The following is a 21,434-nucleotide window of genomic DNA, read 5'->3' on the forward strand; positions in this document are numbered from 1 at the left end:
AACACTATTGAGTATGAAAAAAATTCTAAACTTGACAAAACGAATAGCTTTAGTGCTTACACTTGTTATGCTCTATCAATCGACAGATGCCTGTCCTAATAGAGGAAATATAAGAGTAGATACGAGCCGATGTGATATAGGTAGAGCTAAACTATGGTTAGTGAATCATACAACCACTGCAGGTACTCAGTATTTCTGGCAGTCTTCCAATGATGGAGGATTGAGTTGGGGAACCATGTCTACCAATTCGGGAAGAGATACTCAATTGGTCAATACTATATTAGGTAGAATGTATCGTTGTCTATCAGTATGTCCTAGTGGAAATACCTATTCGGATACAATTATGCTTTTTTTACAGAATAGAACAATCACCGTAGACCAAATTTTTTGTAGTGCTACGGCTGGGGGTAATGATAGTTTATTGTTAAAGGCAGCTCCGCCTAATGCTATAACTGATACCGCATTTTCGAAATATTTTAAATGGCAAGTATCTGCTACGAATGGTTTATTATGGAATGATATTGGGGGGAATTCATCAACCCTGAAAGTGGCTTTTACACCGAATGTTTTACAGTATAGAGCCTATGTTAGTTTTTGTAAACTGACAGGGCCACCATCAGGTTACCCTACAGCTGCTCCTTCATTTGTGCAGCCAGTAAGTATAGGGTTGAATAATATTGGTCTGACAATTTCAAATAAAGATTGTGTGAATGATACGGCTAGATTAAGTCTTACTAATTTAGATAATAGTTTAAGAAACTTTCTAAAATATAGATGGTCTGATTCCAATCAAGTTTCTGGGGTATTTTCATTTATGGGAAAGACGGATTCTTTTATCAATGTCAAAGTAGATAATGTTAATAGATTCTATAGATCGAGTGTAAAACTGTGTACAAGCCCTCATCAATCCAAGGACTCCGTTTATACCAATACCTATGCGATGTGGGTAAAGTTAGGAGCTATTTCACCTGTGTTAAACTGTGCAGCGGAAGTAGTAGAATTGGATTATACTAATAGAAATCTTACTAGAAAAAGTGTTCATGTTTCATGGACTCGCTCCCAGAATGACTCTATAACGCACTCTAGTTTTACAGATCCAGCAGATTCTATCAAGTATTCTTTTTCATTAACTAATGGAACAAATAATTTTTATAAACTTTATTCTAAATTTTGCAATACTTCTACCAATGTCTTAGACTCTACATTTAACATTAATGTAAAACTTAAGATAGATACTGGTCAGCTAAAGGGAAGTTTCCAAACCTGTACGAATGATTCTGTTTATATGAGGTTGTTGAATTATAAGGATTCAAGTAATTTTCCTTTAGTTAAAAAGTGGATGGTTTTGAAGAATGGCAGCAGTTTTTGGGAAGATTACAATCAGGCTCCATTGACGGATACCACGATAGTATTTCGTATGAATAATGGATTGAATTCTTACAGAAAATCTGTCGCCCTCTGTGCTGATAAGTACGCTAGAAAATGGTCATCAACTGTAGCTAGTACTTTTCTCCCATATCAGGCGGTATTCAATGCTACTTGTACAGGTAGCATGACAATAAATGTCTTAAATGACACTGTAAAAATAGTCGATTATACTGGCACTATACCGCGGAGTAATTCTACCTTTGCATATCAATGGCTTCGATCTACAAATAAAGTATCTAGTACTATTGTAGCGGGTGCAAATTCAGCCAATTTAACTATAACTCAGGCTGATAGAAGAGCCTTCTTTAGGAGATTGACAAGAATTTGCTCTGCCAATACCTTCTCTGATACTACGAATTGGTCTAATACCACGGTCGGTAATCCTACAGCACAAAATGGTAGAGCTATCGTAGTAGACCAAATTTGCCTCAATGAAACTGTTCGTTTGTGTTTAGATAACTATTTGCCCTTAACTACAGATACACCAACTTTCGTCTGGCAATATTCCCCTGATGATATCACTTGGACGAATATGAATACTAATAATTCAAATGACACTTGTATTACAGCGGTGGTTGGGGCTGATTTTCAATATTTCAGAAGATTGACTTATTGGTGTCCATCTGGTCGAGTAGATTCTTCTGTATCTACACCATTAGTCTATATCAAAAATTTACCTTGGTTTGAGAGCTTTACTGCACAGCAACAGTTCGGTAGAGATATCTTGTTTAACTGCTGGAGAGCGAGTTCTCCTGTTTGTAATACCTATAATCCAGTATATGCTGGTGGGCAAATATGGTCAAGAGCATCTGGTGGTAAATCAGATAAATTTATGTCTAATTGGGGACCTGCTCCTGTTGACCCTAAAATGCCTCCTGGTCGCAGAAATGACATGAAACTCATCACTCCTGCTTTTGATCTTAAAAGAGGTAAGGTGTATAGATTTTCTTTCTGGCATAGAGAGACTACTGCGAATATCTGCTGGGATTCACTCTATGTTACTTGGGGTACAAAGCCTACACCATGTGATATGACAAATAAATTTGGTGAGCAATTGACAAAATTCAGCTTTGACCAATACAATAAATTCTGGTCTGATTTTACTCCACCTGATGATGGTATTTATTATTTTGCTATTAACTTAAGAGAAAGTTCACCTACAACCGGTGAGGTAGGCTTTGATGAAATAGGTTTGAAAGAGGTGGAGTCTTGTGCTGGTAAAGATCCCGTAAAGGGCTCTACTTTTGCACCCTCTCGAATTATAGATAGATCAGAAGAGCCGAGTGCAGCGAATACCTATGACAAATCAAATGTAACCCACCAGTATTGTTTACATGATACAATTATGCTTTCTTATCAAGAAGCAAACTATAATTCTAACTTTGACTATCATGGTATGACTTATCAGTTCTGGAAAAAACGCTCCGATATCGATTGGAAGGTTGAAGATACCTTTTTCAGACCAGTACCGAGCGATACATTATGCCATATCACCAATAGATCTAACTATCATGTAATGAATGTATTGGTTACCGATACGCATACGTGGTATAAAATAGTAGCTACCTGTCAGTATGATGGCAAAACTTACCACTCAGATTCTTTATTAGTAAATGGTACGCATTCTGTACCTTATTGTGAAGATTGGGAAGGTGTAGGTAATATCCAGAATCAGCAAAGCCCTATGCCAGCTCAAAATTCAGGTGAGATATCTGGTAGAGTGCCTTCCTTTGCTTATTGTCCTACTTGCTGGGCTGCCTTCCCGCAGTTTACACCGACCAACCCTCAACCGAATCCTCAAAATCTTCATAGTTTGACCCTTCCTATTCGAAATCCGCCTCCAGGACCTCCTGCACCTCCACAATTGAGCCCTGATGCTGGATATAATGGTAATAATGTCGTCATGACATCTGCCTTGGCACCTACTACGAATAGGAAAGTATTGGTCATGCCTGCTGTTAGATTATATAAAGGTAGAGGCTATCGAATCTCGATGCGATGGACGGATAATAGAACTTCGACACAAAACCCGTGGGGAAGTGTAAATCAAGACTTGGACAGTTTGTACTTAACCGCCGTCAAAGGTAATGAATCGGGTAAGGTGATTGATAGTTTCCCTCGTTCTAAAATGGTACCAAACAGTTTGCACCTCAATCTTCAGTCGAATATTCTAGAAAATGGACCAGCAAAATACCGAACATACTGGGTAGATTATACACCGAATGATACGGGTACTTATTTCTTTGGTATTGTTATTGTACCTGGTCCGTTGAATAATGGAGCTTATCGCTTTGTTATGGATTACTTCTGTATAGACACTATTCCTATGGATGACTGTAGTGAAATACCTAAGTTTAGAGATCCACTTCGAGTCCGTGTAAACCCTGATGGCAAAACATGGCTACCAGGAGATACTGAAATATCTCCTGCTGGTGTGCAGTGGTGTGTGGGTAACCGTGTCAACCTAGAATTGGATTTCGGACTGGGTGCAGATAATGCATGGAAGTATGGATGGAAACATATTTGGTTAAGAACATTAATGGATTACAATCTTCCACCAGCGAATGGAAACCCATGGCATCCTAGCATAGTTTGGACAAAGGTAGATTCTACCAATGGTATTAATTATTTATTGACCAATAAATTTCAAGATTATGCACTTATTTTATCGAATAGCTGTAGCACAAAGTTTGACACCATAGGTCCTTTTAAAGTGCGAGCATTTCGTGGTACCGAGTCTTGTGTAGTAGGTTTAAGAGAGACTTTTTTAAATGAACAGTTTAATTTTGCTGCTGTACTTCCACAGTGCTGGGATGTATATCCTCAGTGTCGAGTCAAAATATTAGATGATGCTGGTGTGGGTAATGAATTCCGTCAAAAATCTAAATTGGATAAGAACTATCTAGATATGGATTTCATCTCTCCTGCCACGGGTACCTGTCCTATGCCTACAGTACAAACCTTCGTTCCACCGGGTTATGGTGTCACGGGTGGTGTTACTTATAGATTTTCATTCTGGTATAAAGACAATGGTATCAGTGTGCCTATTGATTCTATCGTAGCAGGTTATTCCTTCTTGAGACCTACTGATGTTTATCAGGTTCGCTTATTGAATAGAGTGAATAATGACGTCGTGAAAAATTCTAGAACGAATAAATGGAGATACTATACCACAGAGGTAACTCCTGCGGTAGATACCGCTATTCACTTCAAGGTTAAGACGTTTAATTTAGGTAATAAGCGTATTTATAGAACCATGTTCGATGATTTATTATTTAAACCTAAGCAGAATATAGATGCCTTGGTCATAGCAATAGATTCACCAGAATATGCATGTGATTTAACTGCCAATACCACCGTAAAGGTAACGGTAATGAATATTGGTAATAGTAGTATAACAAATCTGCCAATAAAAGTACAAGCAGGAACAGCTACGCCTACTAGTTTTACTGTTTCAGGTACTTTAGCATCGAATGAGACCAGAACAGTATTGGTGCCTAATGTAGATTTGTCAACTGTAGGGACGAATATAGTCAAAGCATGGACAGAGGCACCGGGAGAGCAGTTTACTTGTGATGATACCTTCTTTACAGAAATTATACATCTGGAAATGCCTAAAAAACCAACAGATACTATAGATTCAGTCTGTGTCTGTACTTCTCACACAATGTATGCTCCATATGCCAATGCGCGGTGGTATAAGAATGCAACTGACTTTACACCTATATTTAGTGGACCAGAATTTAAAATGGATTCTGTATGTAAGGATACCAATATCTATTATTCGATGTGGAATGGTGCAGAGTGTAATACCTATCCACCGAACTTCTCCTATGGTGCCCCGACGTATAGTGCTGCAGCTGGAGGTATAGCTTTTGATAATATTTCTAAAGATACCATACTCATAGATAGTGTCATGGTGTACGCCAATACCTTGAGTCCTGGTCCTACTTTAAACTTGACTTTAACTCAATTTGTTGGTGGACAACAAGTTACGATTATTTCGGTAAATGCGCCAGGAATTACTAAGTTAGGTAGACAGTGGATTCCTGTGAAAATTAAAGTACCCCCAGGAACCGATTATAAACTACGATATGGTGGTGGTGCATCTCTAGCACAACTACCTGGATTTATATTCTTAGGTGCGGGTTGCGTGACTATGGATATTAATTTCTACGGAGATGAGAATTATCCTACTGCTGCTACTGCTTATAAGTACTTCTTTAATTGGAAATTAATAAGATTAGGTTGCGAATCGGAGCGCGTCAAAAAAGACATCAAGATTGTTCCTTCACCTAAATTTCAGTTAAAGGATACCGCACGAGTTTGTTCGCGTCCTATTTTCCAATTCTGTGGTCCAGCAGCGCCTGTAGGTGATGTATACCGCTATAAGTGGGCATCTGCAGATCCTAATGATACGAATCAATGCAAACCAGCTACGGCTACTGGTTGGTTTAAGTTGACCGTAACAAATTCCTTTGGTTGTGAAGAAAAGGACAGTACTCAAACAATAGTAGACCCATCCCCTGAGTTTACTTTGGGAGCAGATACTAGTTTCTGTCGCTTCACCCCTCACACACTTTCTACTGGTCTCAGCCCAGCGAATAATGTGGTGACATGGAGTGATAATCAGGCTGGAGTTAGTATTAGTATCTTGAATCCTGGTACTTATATTGCTACTGCTTATAATACTCAAAACTTCTGTACGGCTAAGGATACTATTAATGTGATACGGCATGAATTGCCTGTATTTTCTCTAGGAAATGATCGTGTATTCTGTGGCGGCACTGCTGATTTACAAGCATTAGCGACGAATATGCCATCAAACCTTACTTACACATGGGGTGGTCCAGCACCAGTTCCAGTCATTAATAAGTCTGGGAAGTATTGGGCGACTGGGTTTGATCCTGTTACAAAGTGCAGAAGTACAGATACGGTTCAAGCTAACCTACAACCAAAACCTACGTTTGATTTAGGTCCTAATGTATTGGCTTGTGGCAGTAGCTATACGATAAATGGACCCACTGGAAACCTCTTCTACAAATGGAGTACTACCGCTACGACTAGATCTATAGCCGTATCAGCACCTGGCATGTACTATTTGACGGTGACGGATAAGACATTCGGCTGTGATTTTGTAGATTCGGTTCAGATAGGATTTAAAGTAGTTCCTGTATTTGATTTAGGAGCTGATGTTGTCAAATGTGATATTACTCACTTACTCACAGGACCTACACCACCTGCTGGTGATACCTATACTTATTCTTGGAAAAAACCTGATGGTAGTTTGGCTACTGGTTCTACCTTTATTGCTGACAAGTCAGGAGTTTACTATCTCACCGTAGATAATGCATGCTATAACTTCCGAGATAGTATTCGTATTACGCTGAAAGTACGTCCAACCGAGGCTATAGATTTATTAAAAGATACGTTTGGTTGTAAAAAAGTAAATTTACAGGCTACATCCACGACTACGTATACCAATCTTACATGGACTGGACCTGCTGGGTCTGCAGTGACAGGTTCTAAAGCAAATATGGTCTTAGCCGATAAGACGGGTACATATTCCGTGTCATTAACCAATGAATGTGGTTCGGCTACGAAAGCAGCTTATGTTCGCATTGATGACCTGCCTGTGGCTGACTTTAGGGTCGAGTATATTGACTCTCTTGGTGGCGATACGTGTATGTCCATAGTGTTGAAAAATGATTCTAGAAATGCAATTACCTATCTGTGGTCATTTGGAGACGGTAAAACTTCTTCTATTGAGAACCCATTACATGTCTACGAACAGGAGGGTAGTTTCTTAGTCACGCTTAAAGCTTATAATTCTTGTGGATTCTCGTCTAAAACGGTTGCGATCAAGAAACGAAGCTACAGATGCTCTACCTTAGGTATTGCCGGTCAAGATTTCAAAGCTTCAGATATTTACATTTATCCTAACCCTGCACGAGATCAAACACAAATTTTAGGTGTAGGTCTGCCTAATGGAAGTTATCGATTGTCTATTAGAAACATATTGGGTCAGTTAGTATTTAATGATGATATCAAAGTGATAGGTAATGAAGTGAATGTCAAATTAGAAACGGCTAAGTTTTCTAATGGTGAATATCTCATTGAGTTGTCGAACGATTATGAATCGATAGTGAGAAAACTACAGGTTGTAAAGTAATCATCAATCAATTTTAAAAAGAGAACGGCTACTTATATTTGGTAGCCGTTTTTTATTAAAAGAAAATGGAATCTGATACCAATAGCGGTTTTAAAATGGTTCAACCCATTTTAAAACCTTGCTATGGTAAGTGCCGTAGCTGTATTTGTTTAGTGCAATGAGCCATGCGATATTAGACTATTACTAATACGCTTACGGTATTAGTAATAGTCTAATGAAAATTGGAAAGAGGCAAGACAAAGAGAAATATTTTTTAAATCAACTCAAGGTAAAAATTGGCTAAAAGAAAATGGAATCTTAAACTAAATAATTTTCTATATTTGCACTCCAATATTTAAGTACCTGCCGTAGGCAAGGCAAGCCTGCCCGTGTGGCGGAATTGGTAGACGCGCTAGACTCAAAATCTGGTTTTCGCAAGGAAGTGCTGGTTCGATTCCAGTCGCGGGTACAACTAAAGCCTTCTCAAATCGAGAAGGCTTTTTTGTGTTCGTTTTTGTATTCACTTAAAGGTGAAATGTTATGATTAAATAAGGCTAAAAATTGGGATAAACATAACTTTGTATATGCTTTCGCAATATTTGGAAATGCCTGACTTGGCTTATATCAGTGATGAGAAAAACTATCATCAGTATGAGATTGGCTATCATGTAAAGTTTTTAGAAGACGATATCTATGACTTTACTGACTATGACATAGCTATACTAGGTGTAAAAGAAGCTAGAGCTGCTGGATTTAAGAATCTTAGTTGCGACATGGCTCCAGATGAGATCCGTAAAGATTTTTATAGATTAAATATTACGAATCCTATGCCTAAATTGCTAGATTTAGGAAATATATTGGACGCAGAAGAAGTCAATGATACTTATGACAAGTTGGAGGCCGTTTTAAGTTATATTTATAAGAACAATATACCAGTTATTATCATCGGAGGTAGTCAAGATTTGACGATATCTCAATTTACGAGTTTGAGCAGCATCATTGAAGAAGCCTCTGTGGCTATAGTAGATGAACGAATAGACTTGCTAAAATCGCAAGAAACGATAACTTCTGATGGTTTTATACAGCATTTGTTGGCTAGTAGTCATCCTCAGTTGTTTCATTTGACTATGTTTGGCTATCAGTCATATTTTACGAATTATAATGTACTAGATGTCATCGATTCTATGTCGTATGAGTCTATACGACTAGGCCAACTGAGATACGCCATACCACAATGGGGTCATATATTTCAAATGGCAGATATGGTAAGTATAGATATCTCAGCAGTAAAACAAAGTGATGCACCTGGTAGGAGCATGCAGTCACCGAATGGTTTTCAATCAGATGAGCTATGTCAAATCACAAGGTTATGTGGTATGAGTACCAAAGTGAAATCTATCGCTATTTATGAAGTCAATCCTCAATTTGATATTAGACATTTGACAACCCAAATGGTTGCTCATAGTCTTTGGTATTTTCTAGAAGGATTTACTTATCGTACGGATGAATCACCTGAAATAGCTGACCAGTTTGACAATTTTAACGTATTTATGATTGAGCATTCCGAATTTGAGTCTAAACCGTTTCACTTCTGGCAGAGTAAATTGTCCGGAAACTGGTGGGTAGAATTGCCCCTCGGAGAAAGTGCCCAGGATCGTTTTTTCCCATGCAGCAAAGCAGACTACGAGTCTAGTGCTCATGGAGAAATGTCCAAATGGGTATTCAACCTAGTAGCAAAGAAAATGTCATAATCATTTTATTCTTTTTAGAGTATATACTTCTGTGAAAGATGTTAGATTTGCAGAGGATTAGACAGAGGTATACTTAAGTCCATCTGTTACCATTTTTTATTGAAAAAAATATTTTGTGAGAGAATTTTCAAATAATTTTTATTTAAACGAGAACTTGTTTTTCGGACATCTAGGAGAGTTGCTGATTATACTAGCATTTGTATCCGCATTGTTTACTTTTTTGCTAGGTATGAAGTATTATTTAAGCAAGGAAAGGTTTGAGACAGACTTGAGACAAGTTCGCATATTTTTTTGGATTCACTTAATTTCTGTCTTAGGGATTTTCTTCCTTTTAATCTTTTTATTCAAAGGACAATATTTTGAATATCATTATGTATGGAGACATTCTTCGAAAGATTTGCCGTGGTATTATATCCTCTCCGCTATGTGGGAAGGGCAGGAGGGTAGTTTCATCCTATGGCTGCTGTGGCAGGCAATATTGGGCTATTTTTTAATGAGAAAAACAACTGAAATTAAGGTCGGTGCGCTTGCGATACTTATGTTTATTCAGGTTTTACTTCTTACTATGATATTAGGAGTTGATGTTTTTGGAAAGTTAATAGGTATGAATCCTTTCATTTTATTGCGCGATGAAATGAATATTCCCATACTGAGTAACCCTAATTATCTATCTTTAATAAAAGATGGAAATGGTTTAAATATTTTATTGCAGAATTATTGGATGGTTATTCATCCTCCAGTTTTATTTCTGGGATTTGCGAGCGCATCGATTCCCTTTTCTTTTGCCTTGGCATCGCTTTTGAAAAAAGACTATATTGGCTGGACAAAAGAAGTCAATAGTTGGACCTTATTTTCAGTAGCAGCTTTGGGAGCGGGCATACTTATGGGAGGTCGCTGGGCTTATGAAGCATTGAGCTTTGGGGGCTTCTGGGCATGGGATCCGGTAGAGAATGCTAGTTTAGTGCCTTGGTTATTTTTAGTCGCAGGCTTGCATACCTTATTAATTTATAAAGCTACAGGCCATAGCCTTAAGGCAAGTTATATTTTATTGGTCTTGGGATTTGGCTTTGTATTATACTCTACCTTTCTCACACGAAGTGGCATTTTAGGGGATAGTTCAGTTCATTCGTTTACTGATTTAGGGATGACAGGTCAGCTACTCGTTTTCCTAGCCTTATTGCTTATTCCTGTATTTTTACTCCTTGCCTTTAATTGGTCTCGAATCCCCGATATCAAAGAAGAAGAACATACCAAGAGTAGAGAATTTTGGATGTTTTTAGGGGTACTTTTTATCGTAGTTTCTGCTATACAAGTAAGTTTTACGACATCTATTCCTGTGTGGAATAAGTTGTTTGATTTTAAGGAAAAACTAGCACCACCTGTCAATGCCAATGAGCATTATAATAGTATTCAAATCTGGTTTACGACAATAGTTTGTGCTCTGATGGCTTTCTCCTTATGGCTACAATATAAAGTCACTAAAGGATTGAAAAAGATAAAGGTTTTAGGAATTGTTTTTCTCGGTTGTTTCGTAATCACAGGTGTCCATTTGTATCTATGCGATATATTGCCTTTTCAAGAGTATGTGCTTGAAGTTAAATCTTATAAATTGACTGTTAAATTTATCTCAACGTATTTGCTCTTGTTTCTATCGAGTCTAACAATGATAGCTTGGTCTATTTATTATATTGTTTCACAATTGAGAAATTCAAACAAGCTATACTGGGGTGGGAGCATTGCACATATTGGCTTCGGATTGCTAGTTATAGGAGCTCTCATTTCACAATATCAGAAACAAGCTATTTCTCTTAATAAAGCCGGATTTGATTTGGGAAAAGAATTCAGTATGGAAGAACAGTCTAGCAATACGCTATTAATGAAGAATAAGCGAGAGGCTATGGGGAAATATTGGGTAACCTATATAGAAAAGTCAAATGTATTCAAAGGAGAGAAGTATAAAGTATTATTTCAGTCACAAAAAGATTTATCTGACTCCTTTGTAATCTATCCAGAAGCTAAAATTATCAAAGAAGGGGAGAACAATAGATTAAATCCAGAACCTGGGATTAAAAATTTCTGGAATAAAGATATATTTTCTCATGTAAGCTCAGTGCCTGATGACACCGAGACCAAAGACAAGGCAAGCATAAAAAAGGTGAAGATAAAAGATACATTTTATACCGGGAATCGATTTGTAGTTTTAGACAAAGTGACCTCTAGTGAATCTAATTCAAAAGAGCATATCGAAGCGAAGGCATCGCTGAGAATATGCGAACTCAATGGTGCCGAAGAGCCTATGGAGGTTTTTTACAAACTGAGTTTGAAGAGCCGCAGCATGGAGAATCCTATAGCGATTTCTAAAGATGGTCAATTGAAAATTAACATTGCTACTATCGTGCCAGAATTGCAAGAGTTTCATTTTGCAGTTCAAGATAGTGCTGCTACGAATGATTGGATCATATTGAAAGTATTAGAATTTCCATATATACAAATACTATGGCTAGGTTGTATCTTGATGGTGATAGGTACCCTCATGAGTATGATGTATCGAAGAAAATTTAAGAAGTAAAGCTATTAGAAATGAAGTATCCTGTCATGGAGCATTTTTATACCTTACAAGGCGAAGGTTATTGGTCGGGGCATGCGGCTTATTTTATTCGTCTGGCTGGATGTGATGTAGGCTGTACCTGGTGCGATGTCAAAGAAAGCTGGGATGAGACAAATCATTCCTCTTTTTCTATAGAAGAAATAAAGACTTGGTTAGAAAATTGTCCAGCATCTATTGTGGTTATCACTGGTGGTGAACCCACCTTATATCATCTGGAAGCGTTAACTTCTATGATAAAAAGTATGGGCAAACGCACCCATATAGAAACCTCAGGAACGAATGAATTAACGGGGATATGGGATTGGATCACCTTTTCACCAAAGCGGTTTAAGAAACCTATAGAAGAATATTTACAGTGTTCTAATGAACTAAAAGTAATCGTAGCTCATAAAAATGATTTGAGATGGGCTCTCGAATTTGAACCAAAATTATCTGCGAATACTCGATTGTTTATTCAACCTGAATGGGAGGTTCGAACAGAAATGGAACCACTATGTATTCAATTTGTGAAAGAAAATCCCAGATGGAATCTCTCATTGCAGACACATAAATATCTAGGTATAGACTAGGAGGTCTGTGTTAAAGTTTTCTTCCTAGCTTGCAGCGTATTGAATAATAACATGGTCACTGTCATAGGACCTACTCCACCAGGCACAGGAGTGATATATGAGCATTTCGGGGCTACGCTATCGTAATCAACATCTCCTTCGAGGTGAAAACCCTTTTCAGAATCATCAGCTACACGTGTTATTCCCACATCAATAACAACAGCTCCCTCTTTCACCATATCAGCGGTTACCATTTTGGGTTTACCTATAGCCACGATGAGGATATCTGCTTCGCGGGTATAATTTTCAATGTTTTTAGTATGAGAATTTAAGATAGTAACGGTACAATTACCTACTTGGCTATTCTGTCCTAGCATAATTCCAATGGGCTTTCCTACAATATTGCTTCGCCCAATAACTATACAATGCTTGCCCTTGGTGTCGATATGATATCTTTCCAGCATTTTTATAATGCCAAACGGAGTAGCAGGCTTAAAGCCATCAAGTCCTAAGGTCATAAGCCCAATACTGTGAGGTGTAAATCCATCTACATCCTTCTCAGGTTTTATCTTTAATAAAATTTTGTTTTCATCGATATGCTTTGGCAGGGGGAGTTGAATAATAAAACCATCTACTGATTCATCTTTATTGAGGTCTTCAATAATTGCTATTAGCTCATTCTCGGACAAAGAGGCATCTTTCCTAATTTCAGAAGACTTAAAACCACATTCCTTGCAGCTTCTGATTTTATTATTGACATAAGTCTGACTAGCTCCATCATCACCTACAAGTATTGCCACGAGATGTGGAGGTCTATGTCCTTGGCTGATTAGCTCGTCTACTTCTGCCTTGATTTCGTTCTTTATCTTTTTAGATAATTCTTGTCCATTTAGAATTTGCATATCTTCAAAATTTTTAAGCTAATTCAAACAACTCTTCTCTTCCAGGTCCTACAGAAACTAGATTGGCTTTTACCCCAATTTTTCTCTCTAGCAAAGTAACATAGTCTTTGACATTGTCATTTAATGTTGAGAATTGGTTACCTATTTCAATATTAGTATTCCAACCATTTACAAATTCTAGTTTTGGTTTAATATCCTCAGTGAGATATGAGGGCATCTCCTTGGTAGGTCCTGAGGAAGTTTCATATTGGTCACAATATCCAATGCTTTCAAAATTATTAAGTACATCGATCTTGGTGATACATAATTTGGTCACACCATTGAGCATACAGGCGTAGCGAAGCGCAACGAAATCTATCCATCCACAGCGTCTTGGACGACCTGTAGTAGCTCCGAATTCCCCTCCTTCTTTACGTAGCTTTTCACCTATTTCGTCATGTAATTCTGTAGGAAATGGACCAGAACCTACTCTGGTACAATAAGCTTTGGTTATACCATATACTTCCTTAATTTTTTGTGGAGCTACACCGAGACCAGCGCATACACCGCCAGTAATAGTATTCGATGAGGTGACGAATGGGTAAGTGCCATAATCTATGTCTAGCATAGCACCTTGTGCACCTTCTGCCAATATTTTTTTTCCTTCATTTAACCTAGCATTGACATATTGTTCGCAGTCGATAAAGGAATACTTCTTTAAATCTTCGAGGCTTTGTAACCATTCGTTTTCCTTAGATAAATCAGCTTGGCAACCCATAGAGGCTATCATTTCTAGGTGTTTATCCCTAAGAGTTATATATTTTTCTTTAAAATTTGAAGAGAAGATTTCTCCAATTTTCAGTGCATTACGACCAGTTCTATCCATATAAGCTGGTGAGATACCACGAAGGGTACTACCTATTTTAGCATCACCTCTTTTTTGTTCTGAAGCCTTATCTAGCTCTATATGAGTGGGAAGAATTAAGCTAGCCTTTTTAGCAATAAATAGTTTTGAAATGATATCGACACCCGCTGCCTCTAAGGTCTTTATTTCTCCTAATAATGTAATTGGGTTGATAACTACTCCATTGCCTATAATGTTTCCGATTTTATCATGAAAAATGCCCGAAGGAATCGTGTGCAATACAAATTTATCTCCATTGAGATAAATTGTATGGCCTGCATTTGGTCCACCTTGATATCGTGCTATAAAATCATATTTAGGCGCCAGGAAATCAACGATTTTACCCTTGCCCTCATCGCCCCATTGGAGGCCGAGAAGTACATCTACACTCATAATTGGTATTAAGGTGTAAATCTAAGCTAATAAAAATTTATTCTACTTCTAGACTTTTCACACCCTGTTGATTCTTCACAGGTTGCTGATTATTAATGGATTCTTTTGCAGGCGGAGCAGTCTCTACAGCTGGCTGGGTTATCTCTTCTTGTTTGGGCTCTGGTTCCTTTGCCTTAAAATCTGCTGGAGGGTCATTAGGATTTACACGTCCTTTACCCATTATTTCCAAAATTTTAAACTCTGTACGTCTATTTTTTTCATGTTGTTCTTCAGTGCAATTTACACCATCCACACATTCATTGATCAATTTGGTCTCGCCATAACCCTTAGCTACCATTTGATTAGCATAAACTCCATTGTTGGTTAAAAATTTAACAATATGCTCAGAGCGCTTTTGTGAGAGTTCTTGATTAGCTGCACTTTCACCTCTACAGTCTGTGTGTGAGCTTAACTCGATTTTAATATCTCTATTCTTCTTTAGTAATGTTGCTAGTTTGGTCAGTTGGGGTACAGCAGAAGTGGGGATTTCATACTTGGCAACTTCATAATTTATCTTATCAATACCTATAATGTTGTCCAATTCTTTTTTGTATAGCTCTATTACAACTGTTTTTTTGAATCCGTCGTAGTAGAATAAGTTATTAAGATAGAAATCATGAGTCGCTTCTACATCAAAGTCATTACAGCCTTCTACCAATAAATGAATTTCCCCATTCTCATCCGAGATATCTTGATAGACCCTACCATCTAGCTTGACAGTCATTTTAAGATCGGTATTTGGGATTCTCTCCCTCGTTTTTTTATCTACGACTATTATCTTAAAGTTCTTAACAGGATCCTTACATACTTTATTATTTTCATAACTAAATGAATATACATCGTCCCCTCCTTTGCCATCACTAGTTCTATTCGAAGAGAAAAATCCTTCCGTGCCATAATCATCACTGAATGTGAGGGCATAGTCGTCATCATGACTATTAAATGGAGGCCCAAGGTTAATGGGTTTTTTGAATGCGTGAGACCTTGTCTTTTCTGATTTGTTTAGATCCAAGCCACCCATAATGGAGTGACCAGTTGAAGCAAAATATAAAGTAGTACCTTGAGGATTGATATATGGGTAAAGTTCGTCTCCAGCGGTATTAACTTTATTCCCTAAATTAATGGGATATCCCCAGGTACCATCTTCTAATTTCATACATCTATAAATATCAGCACCACCTTGACCTCCTGGTTTATCAGATACAAAATAGAGCATTTCTCCATCTTGGGTTACACAGGCTTGACCTACAGAAAACAAAGGATTGTTATATGGGAACTCTGTCACATTTATCAATTGAAAATTATCATTTAGGCTACCAATAATTATTCTTGATATTTTGTTACCATTTGGGTCTACAATTGTTCTCGTAATATAAACTTTGTCTTCTACCTGATCATAGTGTGAAATTACATCATATTCATTTGGCAATTTAGGTCCAATGCTTATATACCTTGGTCTTCCTCTTCCTGTATCCATGTAATCAATTACATAAGGAGCGAACGACTTTTTTGTAGCTTTTCGGTCATAGGTGAAATCACTATTGACAAATTTAAAATTGTCAAAATAGGTTATACCACCATACTCATTATTTACAGAGTTAAAGTGCACACTTTTTTCAAAATATACTGGATCTGCCATTTTCATCTTTTCTGCGGTATCCATTTTAGCTATCAAGTCAGACTTTTTAAATCTGGTTAAATATTCATTGGCTATGGTTCTAGCTAAATCTATATCCCCGTTTTCATAGAGACAGGAAAAATAATTCAATATATGTTTTTCACTTAAAGGACCTTCTAATAAGGCTGTTTCATAATACATCAGGGCTTTCTCATATTTTTGAATATAGCAAAAGGCATCGGCTAAATCTAAAGCTACAGGGCGTGAGGGATTTCTCTGATAAACCGGTTCTAGATTTAGGATAGTATTATTATGCTTTATTTTTTCTAATCCAAACTCACCTTTTCTATTCTCCAATTGTGAATGACAGACTGCTTGTACTAAAAGTATTGATAAGCTAAATAAAAAAATTCTCATTATGTAGGTATTTTATAAACTAATTTATTTTTTTCTAAAATCGATATTGTCCTCTTCGCTACTTGTAGGTGCCAAATTCTTATTGTCTTCTACTTTTTTCTTTTGAGAGAAATCTACAGAGTCATCCTGATTGTTTTCTTCTTCCTCTTGGGTCCCTGTATTAGCTTTTATAGTTGTTACTTTCCGGTTAGGATTATCTGTATTAGAATTCGTTTTTGTCGATTTTGGTTTACCCTCTGTTTTGAATTTATAAATATCAACACCACCCAAACCATCTAATCTACTTGAACTAAAAAATCCTTCTTCACCATTTTCGTCAGTAAATATGATAGCAAAATCATCTTTATTACTATTGAAAGGTGCTCCTAAATTAGTAGGCTTACTAAAAACATTAGCTCTAGATCTGCTTGATTTTACCAAATCTAGACCCCCAAAAATTGAATTTCCAGATGTAGAAAAATAAAGTGTATTTCCACGTGGATTTATGTATGGAAACATTTCGTCTCCATTGGAGTTAACCTCTTTGCCAAGGTTAATTGGTGCTCCCCATGTGCCATCTTCTAACTTCATACAACGATAAATATCAGTTCCACCAAATCCCCCCGGCATGTCCGATACAAAATATAATGTTTGACCATCATTAGATACACAAGCGTGTCCCACAGAATGCGTAGGACTATTATACTTAAATTCTTCTAAAGGTCCAAGTTTAAATAAGGCATCAATTTTAGCCGTATATATTTTCATTGTGGTACCACTATTTAATATGTTGTTTAGATTGAATCGAATTGCTGTATTCTGGGTAATGTATACTCTTCTATCTACAGGGTCAAAATGTGTAATTGTGTACAAGAATTTGTCATTATTTATAAGTGTGTAGAACTTGGAGTTTTCATCTTGTTCTACCCTCAGACTTACTGCGTATGGGTTCATATATTTACTCGCTACAGTTATATCTCGCTGATCTGGTCGGTAGTCACTATTTAGAATTCTATAGTCTGCGAAAAGTGGATATAACCCATATTCATTATTCTTTGAATTCATGGCTAAATAATTTTCTACAATTACGGGTTTTGCTTTGCTAAGTTTTTCTAAACTATCCATTTTGGCCTTCAAATGCATTTTACCGAATTTGGTGTAGAATTCTTTTGAAACGCTAAGAGCTGCGTTTAAGTCACCAAATTCAAACAAGGCAGCAAAGTAGTTTGCCATTTCTTTTTCGTTTAGTGGTCCTATCTCCAAGGCATATTCATAATATGAAATTGCTTTTTTGAATCGCTTGATATATAGAAAGGCATCTGCTAGTTGAATCGCCATTTCTTTGGTCGGGTCACGCTGAAATAGTGGCTCTAATTTGCTTATGTTTTCAATTACCTCTTGTCTTTCTTGATTGGAGAATCCAGTTTGATAGATTTGAGGTTGTGAATATCCAAATAAGTTTAGACAAGTAAAAACTATGATATATAAATATTTTCCACTATAAATTTTGCTCATACTGCTAGGTTAATATAAAGATATAATTGATTTTTTTGAATAATTAATTATACAAAATGCATTACAAAAATAAACAAATTTTATTTTATGTATGCATAATAATTTTATTTATTTACTACTCTAATACCAATAGCGGTTTTAAAATGGTCCAACCCATTTTAAAACCTTGCTATGGTAAATGCCGTAGCTGTATTTGTTTAGTGCAATGAGCCATGCGACATTGGACTATTACTAATACGCTTACGGTATAAGTGCTATACCTAATTATATGTATTTGATTTTGAGTTGACATTAAAAAGCCTCCCCCTGTTGTTCACAGGAAGAGGCTTCTATTATTAACTAAATCTAAATTATTCGCACTAAAAGCTTAGAAGCTAGCTCTTAGTGTTAGTCTGAGATTTCTGCCGGGTGAAGATATTCCAGAAGCAAAAACTCTATAATGAGTGTCGAATATATTCTCTAAAGCGGCCTGCAAGGTTATATTTTTATGAATATCATACGACGTTCTTAAATTTAAAATTTGCCAAGCAGGAGTATATCCATTGACAGGGTCAGCCGATTTGTCGATATTATCCTCACCTGTCGTAGCATAATCTTCTGAATTTTTAGCTCCATTCATAAGCATGGATAACTCAACTTGTCCTTTCTCTAAAATATATTTTAAAGCAAATCTTCCTGACATTGGAGGAATATGGTCTAAGGGTTGCTCTTTAGCAGCATTATTCGCTCGAAATCTTCCATAAGTAAAGTTGACATTACCGTTTAGCTCCCAGTTTTTATGTGGTGCAAATTTAAAAGCTCCATAAGCCCCTAATAAATTAGCTGTAGCCGCATTGCCCAATCGCTGGTAGGTATATTTCACCCCATTGATTGTTTCGGTGCTCTGACCATTGACTGTTGTCGCTTCATTGACAATGTAGTCTTGCACACGTGTATAATATCCTCCAAATTCTATGGAACAATTCTCTGTTAATTTATTCATTGAATTAATTTCATAATTCATACTCAATTCAGGTTTGACATTAGGATCATTGACCTGAATCCACGATACATTATCAAAAACTTTAGTGACATCATCAAGATTTGGCGTGCGATATCCTGTACTAAAGTTTAAAGCAATTTTATTCTTTTTGGTCGGCATAAGGCTTAAACCTGCATTGAAAGAGTATCCATGATTTGAGATATCAAATGACCCATACTTTCGATTCGTATCGGTGACGGTTGATGCTATCGTATTGTACGAATATCTCGCCCCAAGATTGATATATGCTACATCCTTAGATACCTGCCAGATGTCTTGAATGTATGCGGCATAGCTTCCAGTGCGTGACCCACCATCGGGATAGCGGGAAGATGCATAACTACTGGCTCCGGTAACGATATTAAATCTTTTGACCGAGCTAGCTACCCAGTTATTATTTAACTCTATACCATAGGTCAGTTGATGTTGATTTATCATTTTATATAAATCAAAATTGATAGAAGCTACATCTACGTTTTCCATTTGCGATCGAAGGTTATTGTTACCGAAATTTCGTGTATTTCTGCTTTCCTTATAGTTTTGGTAGGCCGCTGTCAATCGAAAATTGTCAGAAAAAATAAAATTTCCATTGTGAGAGAGTGTATAGGCTGCCATCAATCGGGCTTCAGGGCCATAATACCATTCTGCACTGGTAAATCTATTGCTAACAGGATTGGCATCTATAATGCGATTATTCGTTTTTTCTGTAAGTCTGTCATACCTATTGACGTCGCTAGAGTTTGAATATTGAAAATTTATCAAGTGATTGGTATTAGCATTGGGTTGAAATAAAAACTTTTGCAAAATATTGTATTGTGAATACGCAGAGCCTACTTGTTCATTAGGATTCGGATTAAGCGTCATGACATCTACTCCATTGATTCGCTCGGCATAATAGATCCTCTTTCCCCAGTTTCCGTAGCGAGGGTCACGAATATTGCCAGCAATGACATTACCGAAATCGGTATATGTAAAGCTCGTAAGTGAAGCCCATTTCTCACGACCATAGTTAAGGGTAAATCCACCTGTTTTTTCATTCTGAGCACTTGCGTATCGTACAAAGGCGTCTCCACTAAAACCTTTTCCTATCTTTGGTTTCAGAGTCATAAAATTTAAAACTCCACCTAAAGCATCACTACCGTATAAGGTAGAACCTGCGCCATAGAATACTTCTAAACGTTCTAGCTGTCCATTGTCCACACGTAAAACGTTCTGAAGATGACCACCTCTAAAAATAGCGGTATTCATACGGACACCATCTACCACTATTCCGATTCTATTAGCTTCAAAGCCTCGAATAATAGGACTTCCGCCGCCATTCTGGCTTTGCTGTACGGTTATCATACCCGTATTCTGAAGAGCATCACCTGTGTTTCCGGCAGAATTAAATCTCAATTCCTTTTTTGTTACAATGTCTATGGTTTGTGAAATTTCCTGTTTTTCAGTTTCTTTTTTTGCACCCGATATGACGATTTCTTTGATTTGTTTTGATTCCTGTGCAATGGACTGCAAGGATATAAATAGGGTTGATATATAAATAATTGTTTTTTTCATTTTAAATATAAATTAAATGCACACTGCTCTTAAGTAATTTGACTCAAGGCAGAATTAAATATTAATAATAAGTGATAAAGGAAAAACTATTTAAAACTCTGGTGGAGGAGACTCCAAGAGCAAATGCCCATTATGAATGGATGCTATAATATTTATTTGAGTTATAGTTTTGACTAATAAAAATTTAAAAAAATGAAAGGACTCTAATTCTTCGAATATTAGGTTTTTTAGAAATAAAAACAAGGATTTGGAAAATTCTGATTGAATAGGATTTTGCGAGAAAAAGTTGGCTAAACTCGCATACATTTTTCGCTTCAATTCGGACTCTTTATGGTCGCGATAGCATATGTATATGAGAGAATCCGAATAAGAAATATCTGAAATAATATCATACATCTCGCCGCCAATTTCGATCTCACTGTCTTTGACATGAAAAATAATATCCTTTCTGTTTGATAGATCAGTCTTATGAAATCTCAAGGTGAGGGTATGACTTGGATCTATCCTAGCTAACAGTTCTTTTTTGATGGACTTTTTGAGCTGCTTTATCTCTAGACGCAAACCTACAAACTCTGCAAATGGAAGAGCTAGAATAGCAAACAGAAAGAAAACTAGTATTTTTTTCAA

General features: G+C 36.9%; 10 protein-coding genes and 1 tRNA gene. 5 read left to right on the forward strand and 6 right to left on the reverse strand.

Going from position 1 to position 21,434, the window contains the following annotated elements; all coding sequences use genetic code 11:
* Positions 1-13 precede the first annotated feature (13 nt).
* The 5 genes from JNL75_02320 (at position 14) to JNL75_02340 (ending at position 12,507) form a co-directional block, all read left to right on the forward strand.
* Positions 14-7,600, forward strand: a complete 7,587-nt coding sequence (locus JNL75_02320) for a T9SS type A sorting domain-containing protein (protein ID MBL7788652.1) — start codon at positions 14-16, stop codon at positions 7,598-7,600.
* Positions 7,601-7,964: 364 nt separating this feature from the next.
* Positions 7,965-8,048: transfer RNA gene (locus tag JNL75_02325), tRNA-Leu, on the forward strand.
* 115 nt (positions 8,049-8,163) lie between these two features.
* The gene (locus tag JNL75_02330; GenBank protein MBL7788653.1) at positions 8,164-9,330 is read left to right on the forward strand and encodes an arginase family protein; all 1,167 of its coding nucleotides are present in this window, start codon (positions 8,164-8,166) and stop codon (positions 9,328-9,330) included.
* 115 nt (positions 9,331-9,445) lie between these two features.
* Positions 9,446-11,899, forward strand: coding sequence for a cytochrome c biogenesis protein CcsA (gene ccsA, locus JNL75_02335; GenBank protein ID MBL7788654.1), 2,454 nt, complete (start codon positions 9,446-9,448; stop codon positions 11,897-11,899).
* Positions 11,900-11,925: 26 nt separating this feature from the next.
* Positions 11,926-12,507, forward strand: coding sequence for a radical SAM protein (locus tag JNL75_02340; GenBank protein MBL7788655.1), 582 nt, complete (start codon positions 11,926-11,928; stop codon positions 12,505-12,507).
* Here the strand turns inward: JNL75_02340 and JNL75_02345 are convergent.
* The 6 genes from JNL75_02345 to JNL75_02370 form a co-directional block, all read right to left on the reverse strand.
* On the reverse strand, positions 12,504-13,388 hold the full coding sequence (locus tag JNL75_02345) for a bifunctional 5,10-methylenetetrahydrofolate dehydrogenase/5,10-methenyltetrahydrofolate cyclohydrolase (protein ID MBL7788656.1): 885 nt from the start codon (positions 13,386-13,388) through the stop codon (positions 12,504-12,506). The genes JNL75_02340 and JNL75_02345 overlap by 4 nt on opposite strands.
* Before the next feature lie 13 nt (positions 13,389-13,401).
* Positions 13,402-14,664 carry an adenylosuccinate synthase gene (locus JNL75_02350; protein ID MBL7788657.1) on the reverse strand — a complete coding sequence of 421 codons (1,263 nt, stop codon included), beginning with the start codon at positions 14,662-14,664 and terminating at the stop codon, positions 13,402-13,404.
* Between the two features lie 37 nt (positions 14,665-14,701).
* Positions 14,702-16,738: an OmpA family protein gene (locus JNL75_02355; GenBank protein ID MBL7788658.1), complete on the reverse strand. Its 2,037-nt coding sequence runs from the start codon at positions 16,736-16,738 to the stop codon at positions 14,702-14,704.
* Between the two features lie 24 nt (positions 16,739-16,762).
* Entirely contained in the window at positions 16,763-18,232 is a 1,470-nt protein-coding gene (locus tag JNL75_02360) for a PD40 domain-containing protein (GenBank protein ID MBL7788659.1), read from the reverse strand.
* 367 nt (positions 18,233-18,599) lie between these two features.
* A complete protein-coding gene (locus JNL75_02365) occupies positions 18,600-20,807 on the reverse strand; it encodes a TonB-dependent receptor (protein MBL7788660.1) in 2,208 nt (735 codons plus the stop codon).
* Positions 20,808-20,897: 90 nt separating this feature from the next.
* Entirely contained in the window at positions 20,898-21,434 is a 537-nt protein-coding gene (locus tag JNL75_02370) for a hypothetical protein (protein ID MBL7788661.1), read from the reverse strand.

Source organism: Chitinophagales bacterium, assembly GCA_016787225.1.
Classification (GTDB): domain Bacteria; phylum Bacteroidota; class Bacteroidia; order Chitinophagales; family JADJOU01; genus CHPMRC01.

Coding starts and splice junctions, on each gene's coding strand:
- JNL75_02320 (MBL7788652.1), top strand. CDS start 14: ATGAAAAAAATTCTAAACTTGACAAAACGAATAGCTTTAGTGCTTACA.
- JNL75_02330 (MBL7788653.1), top strand. CDS start 8,164: ATGCTTTCGCAATATTTGGAAATGCCTGACTTGGCTTATATCAGTGAT.
- JNL75_02340 (MBL7788655.1), top strand. CDS start 11,926: ATGGAGCATTTTTATACCTTACAAGGCGAAGGTTATTGGTCGGGGCAT.
- JNL75_02345 (MBL7788656.1), bottom strand. CDS start 13,388: ATGCAAATTCTAAATGGACAAGAATTATCTAAAAAGATAAAGAACGAA.
- JNL75_02350 (MBL7788657.1), bottom strand. CDS start 14,664: ATGAGTGTAGATGTACTTCTCGGCCTCCAATGGGGCGATGAGGGCAAG.
- JNL75_02355 (MBL7788658.1), bottom strand. CDS start 16,738: ATGAGAATTTTTTTATTTAGCTTATCAATACTTTTAGTACAAGCAGTC.
- JNL75_02360 (MBL7788659.1), bottom strand. CDS start 18,232: ATGAGCAAAATTTATAGTGGAAAATATTTATATATCATAGTTTTTACT.
- JNL75_02365 (MBL7788660.1), bottom strand. CDS start 20,807: ATGAAAAAAACAATTATTTATATATCAACCCTATTTATATCCTTGCAG.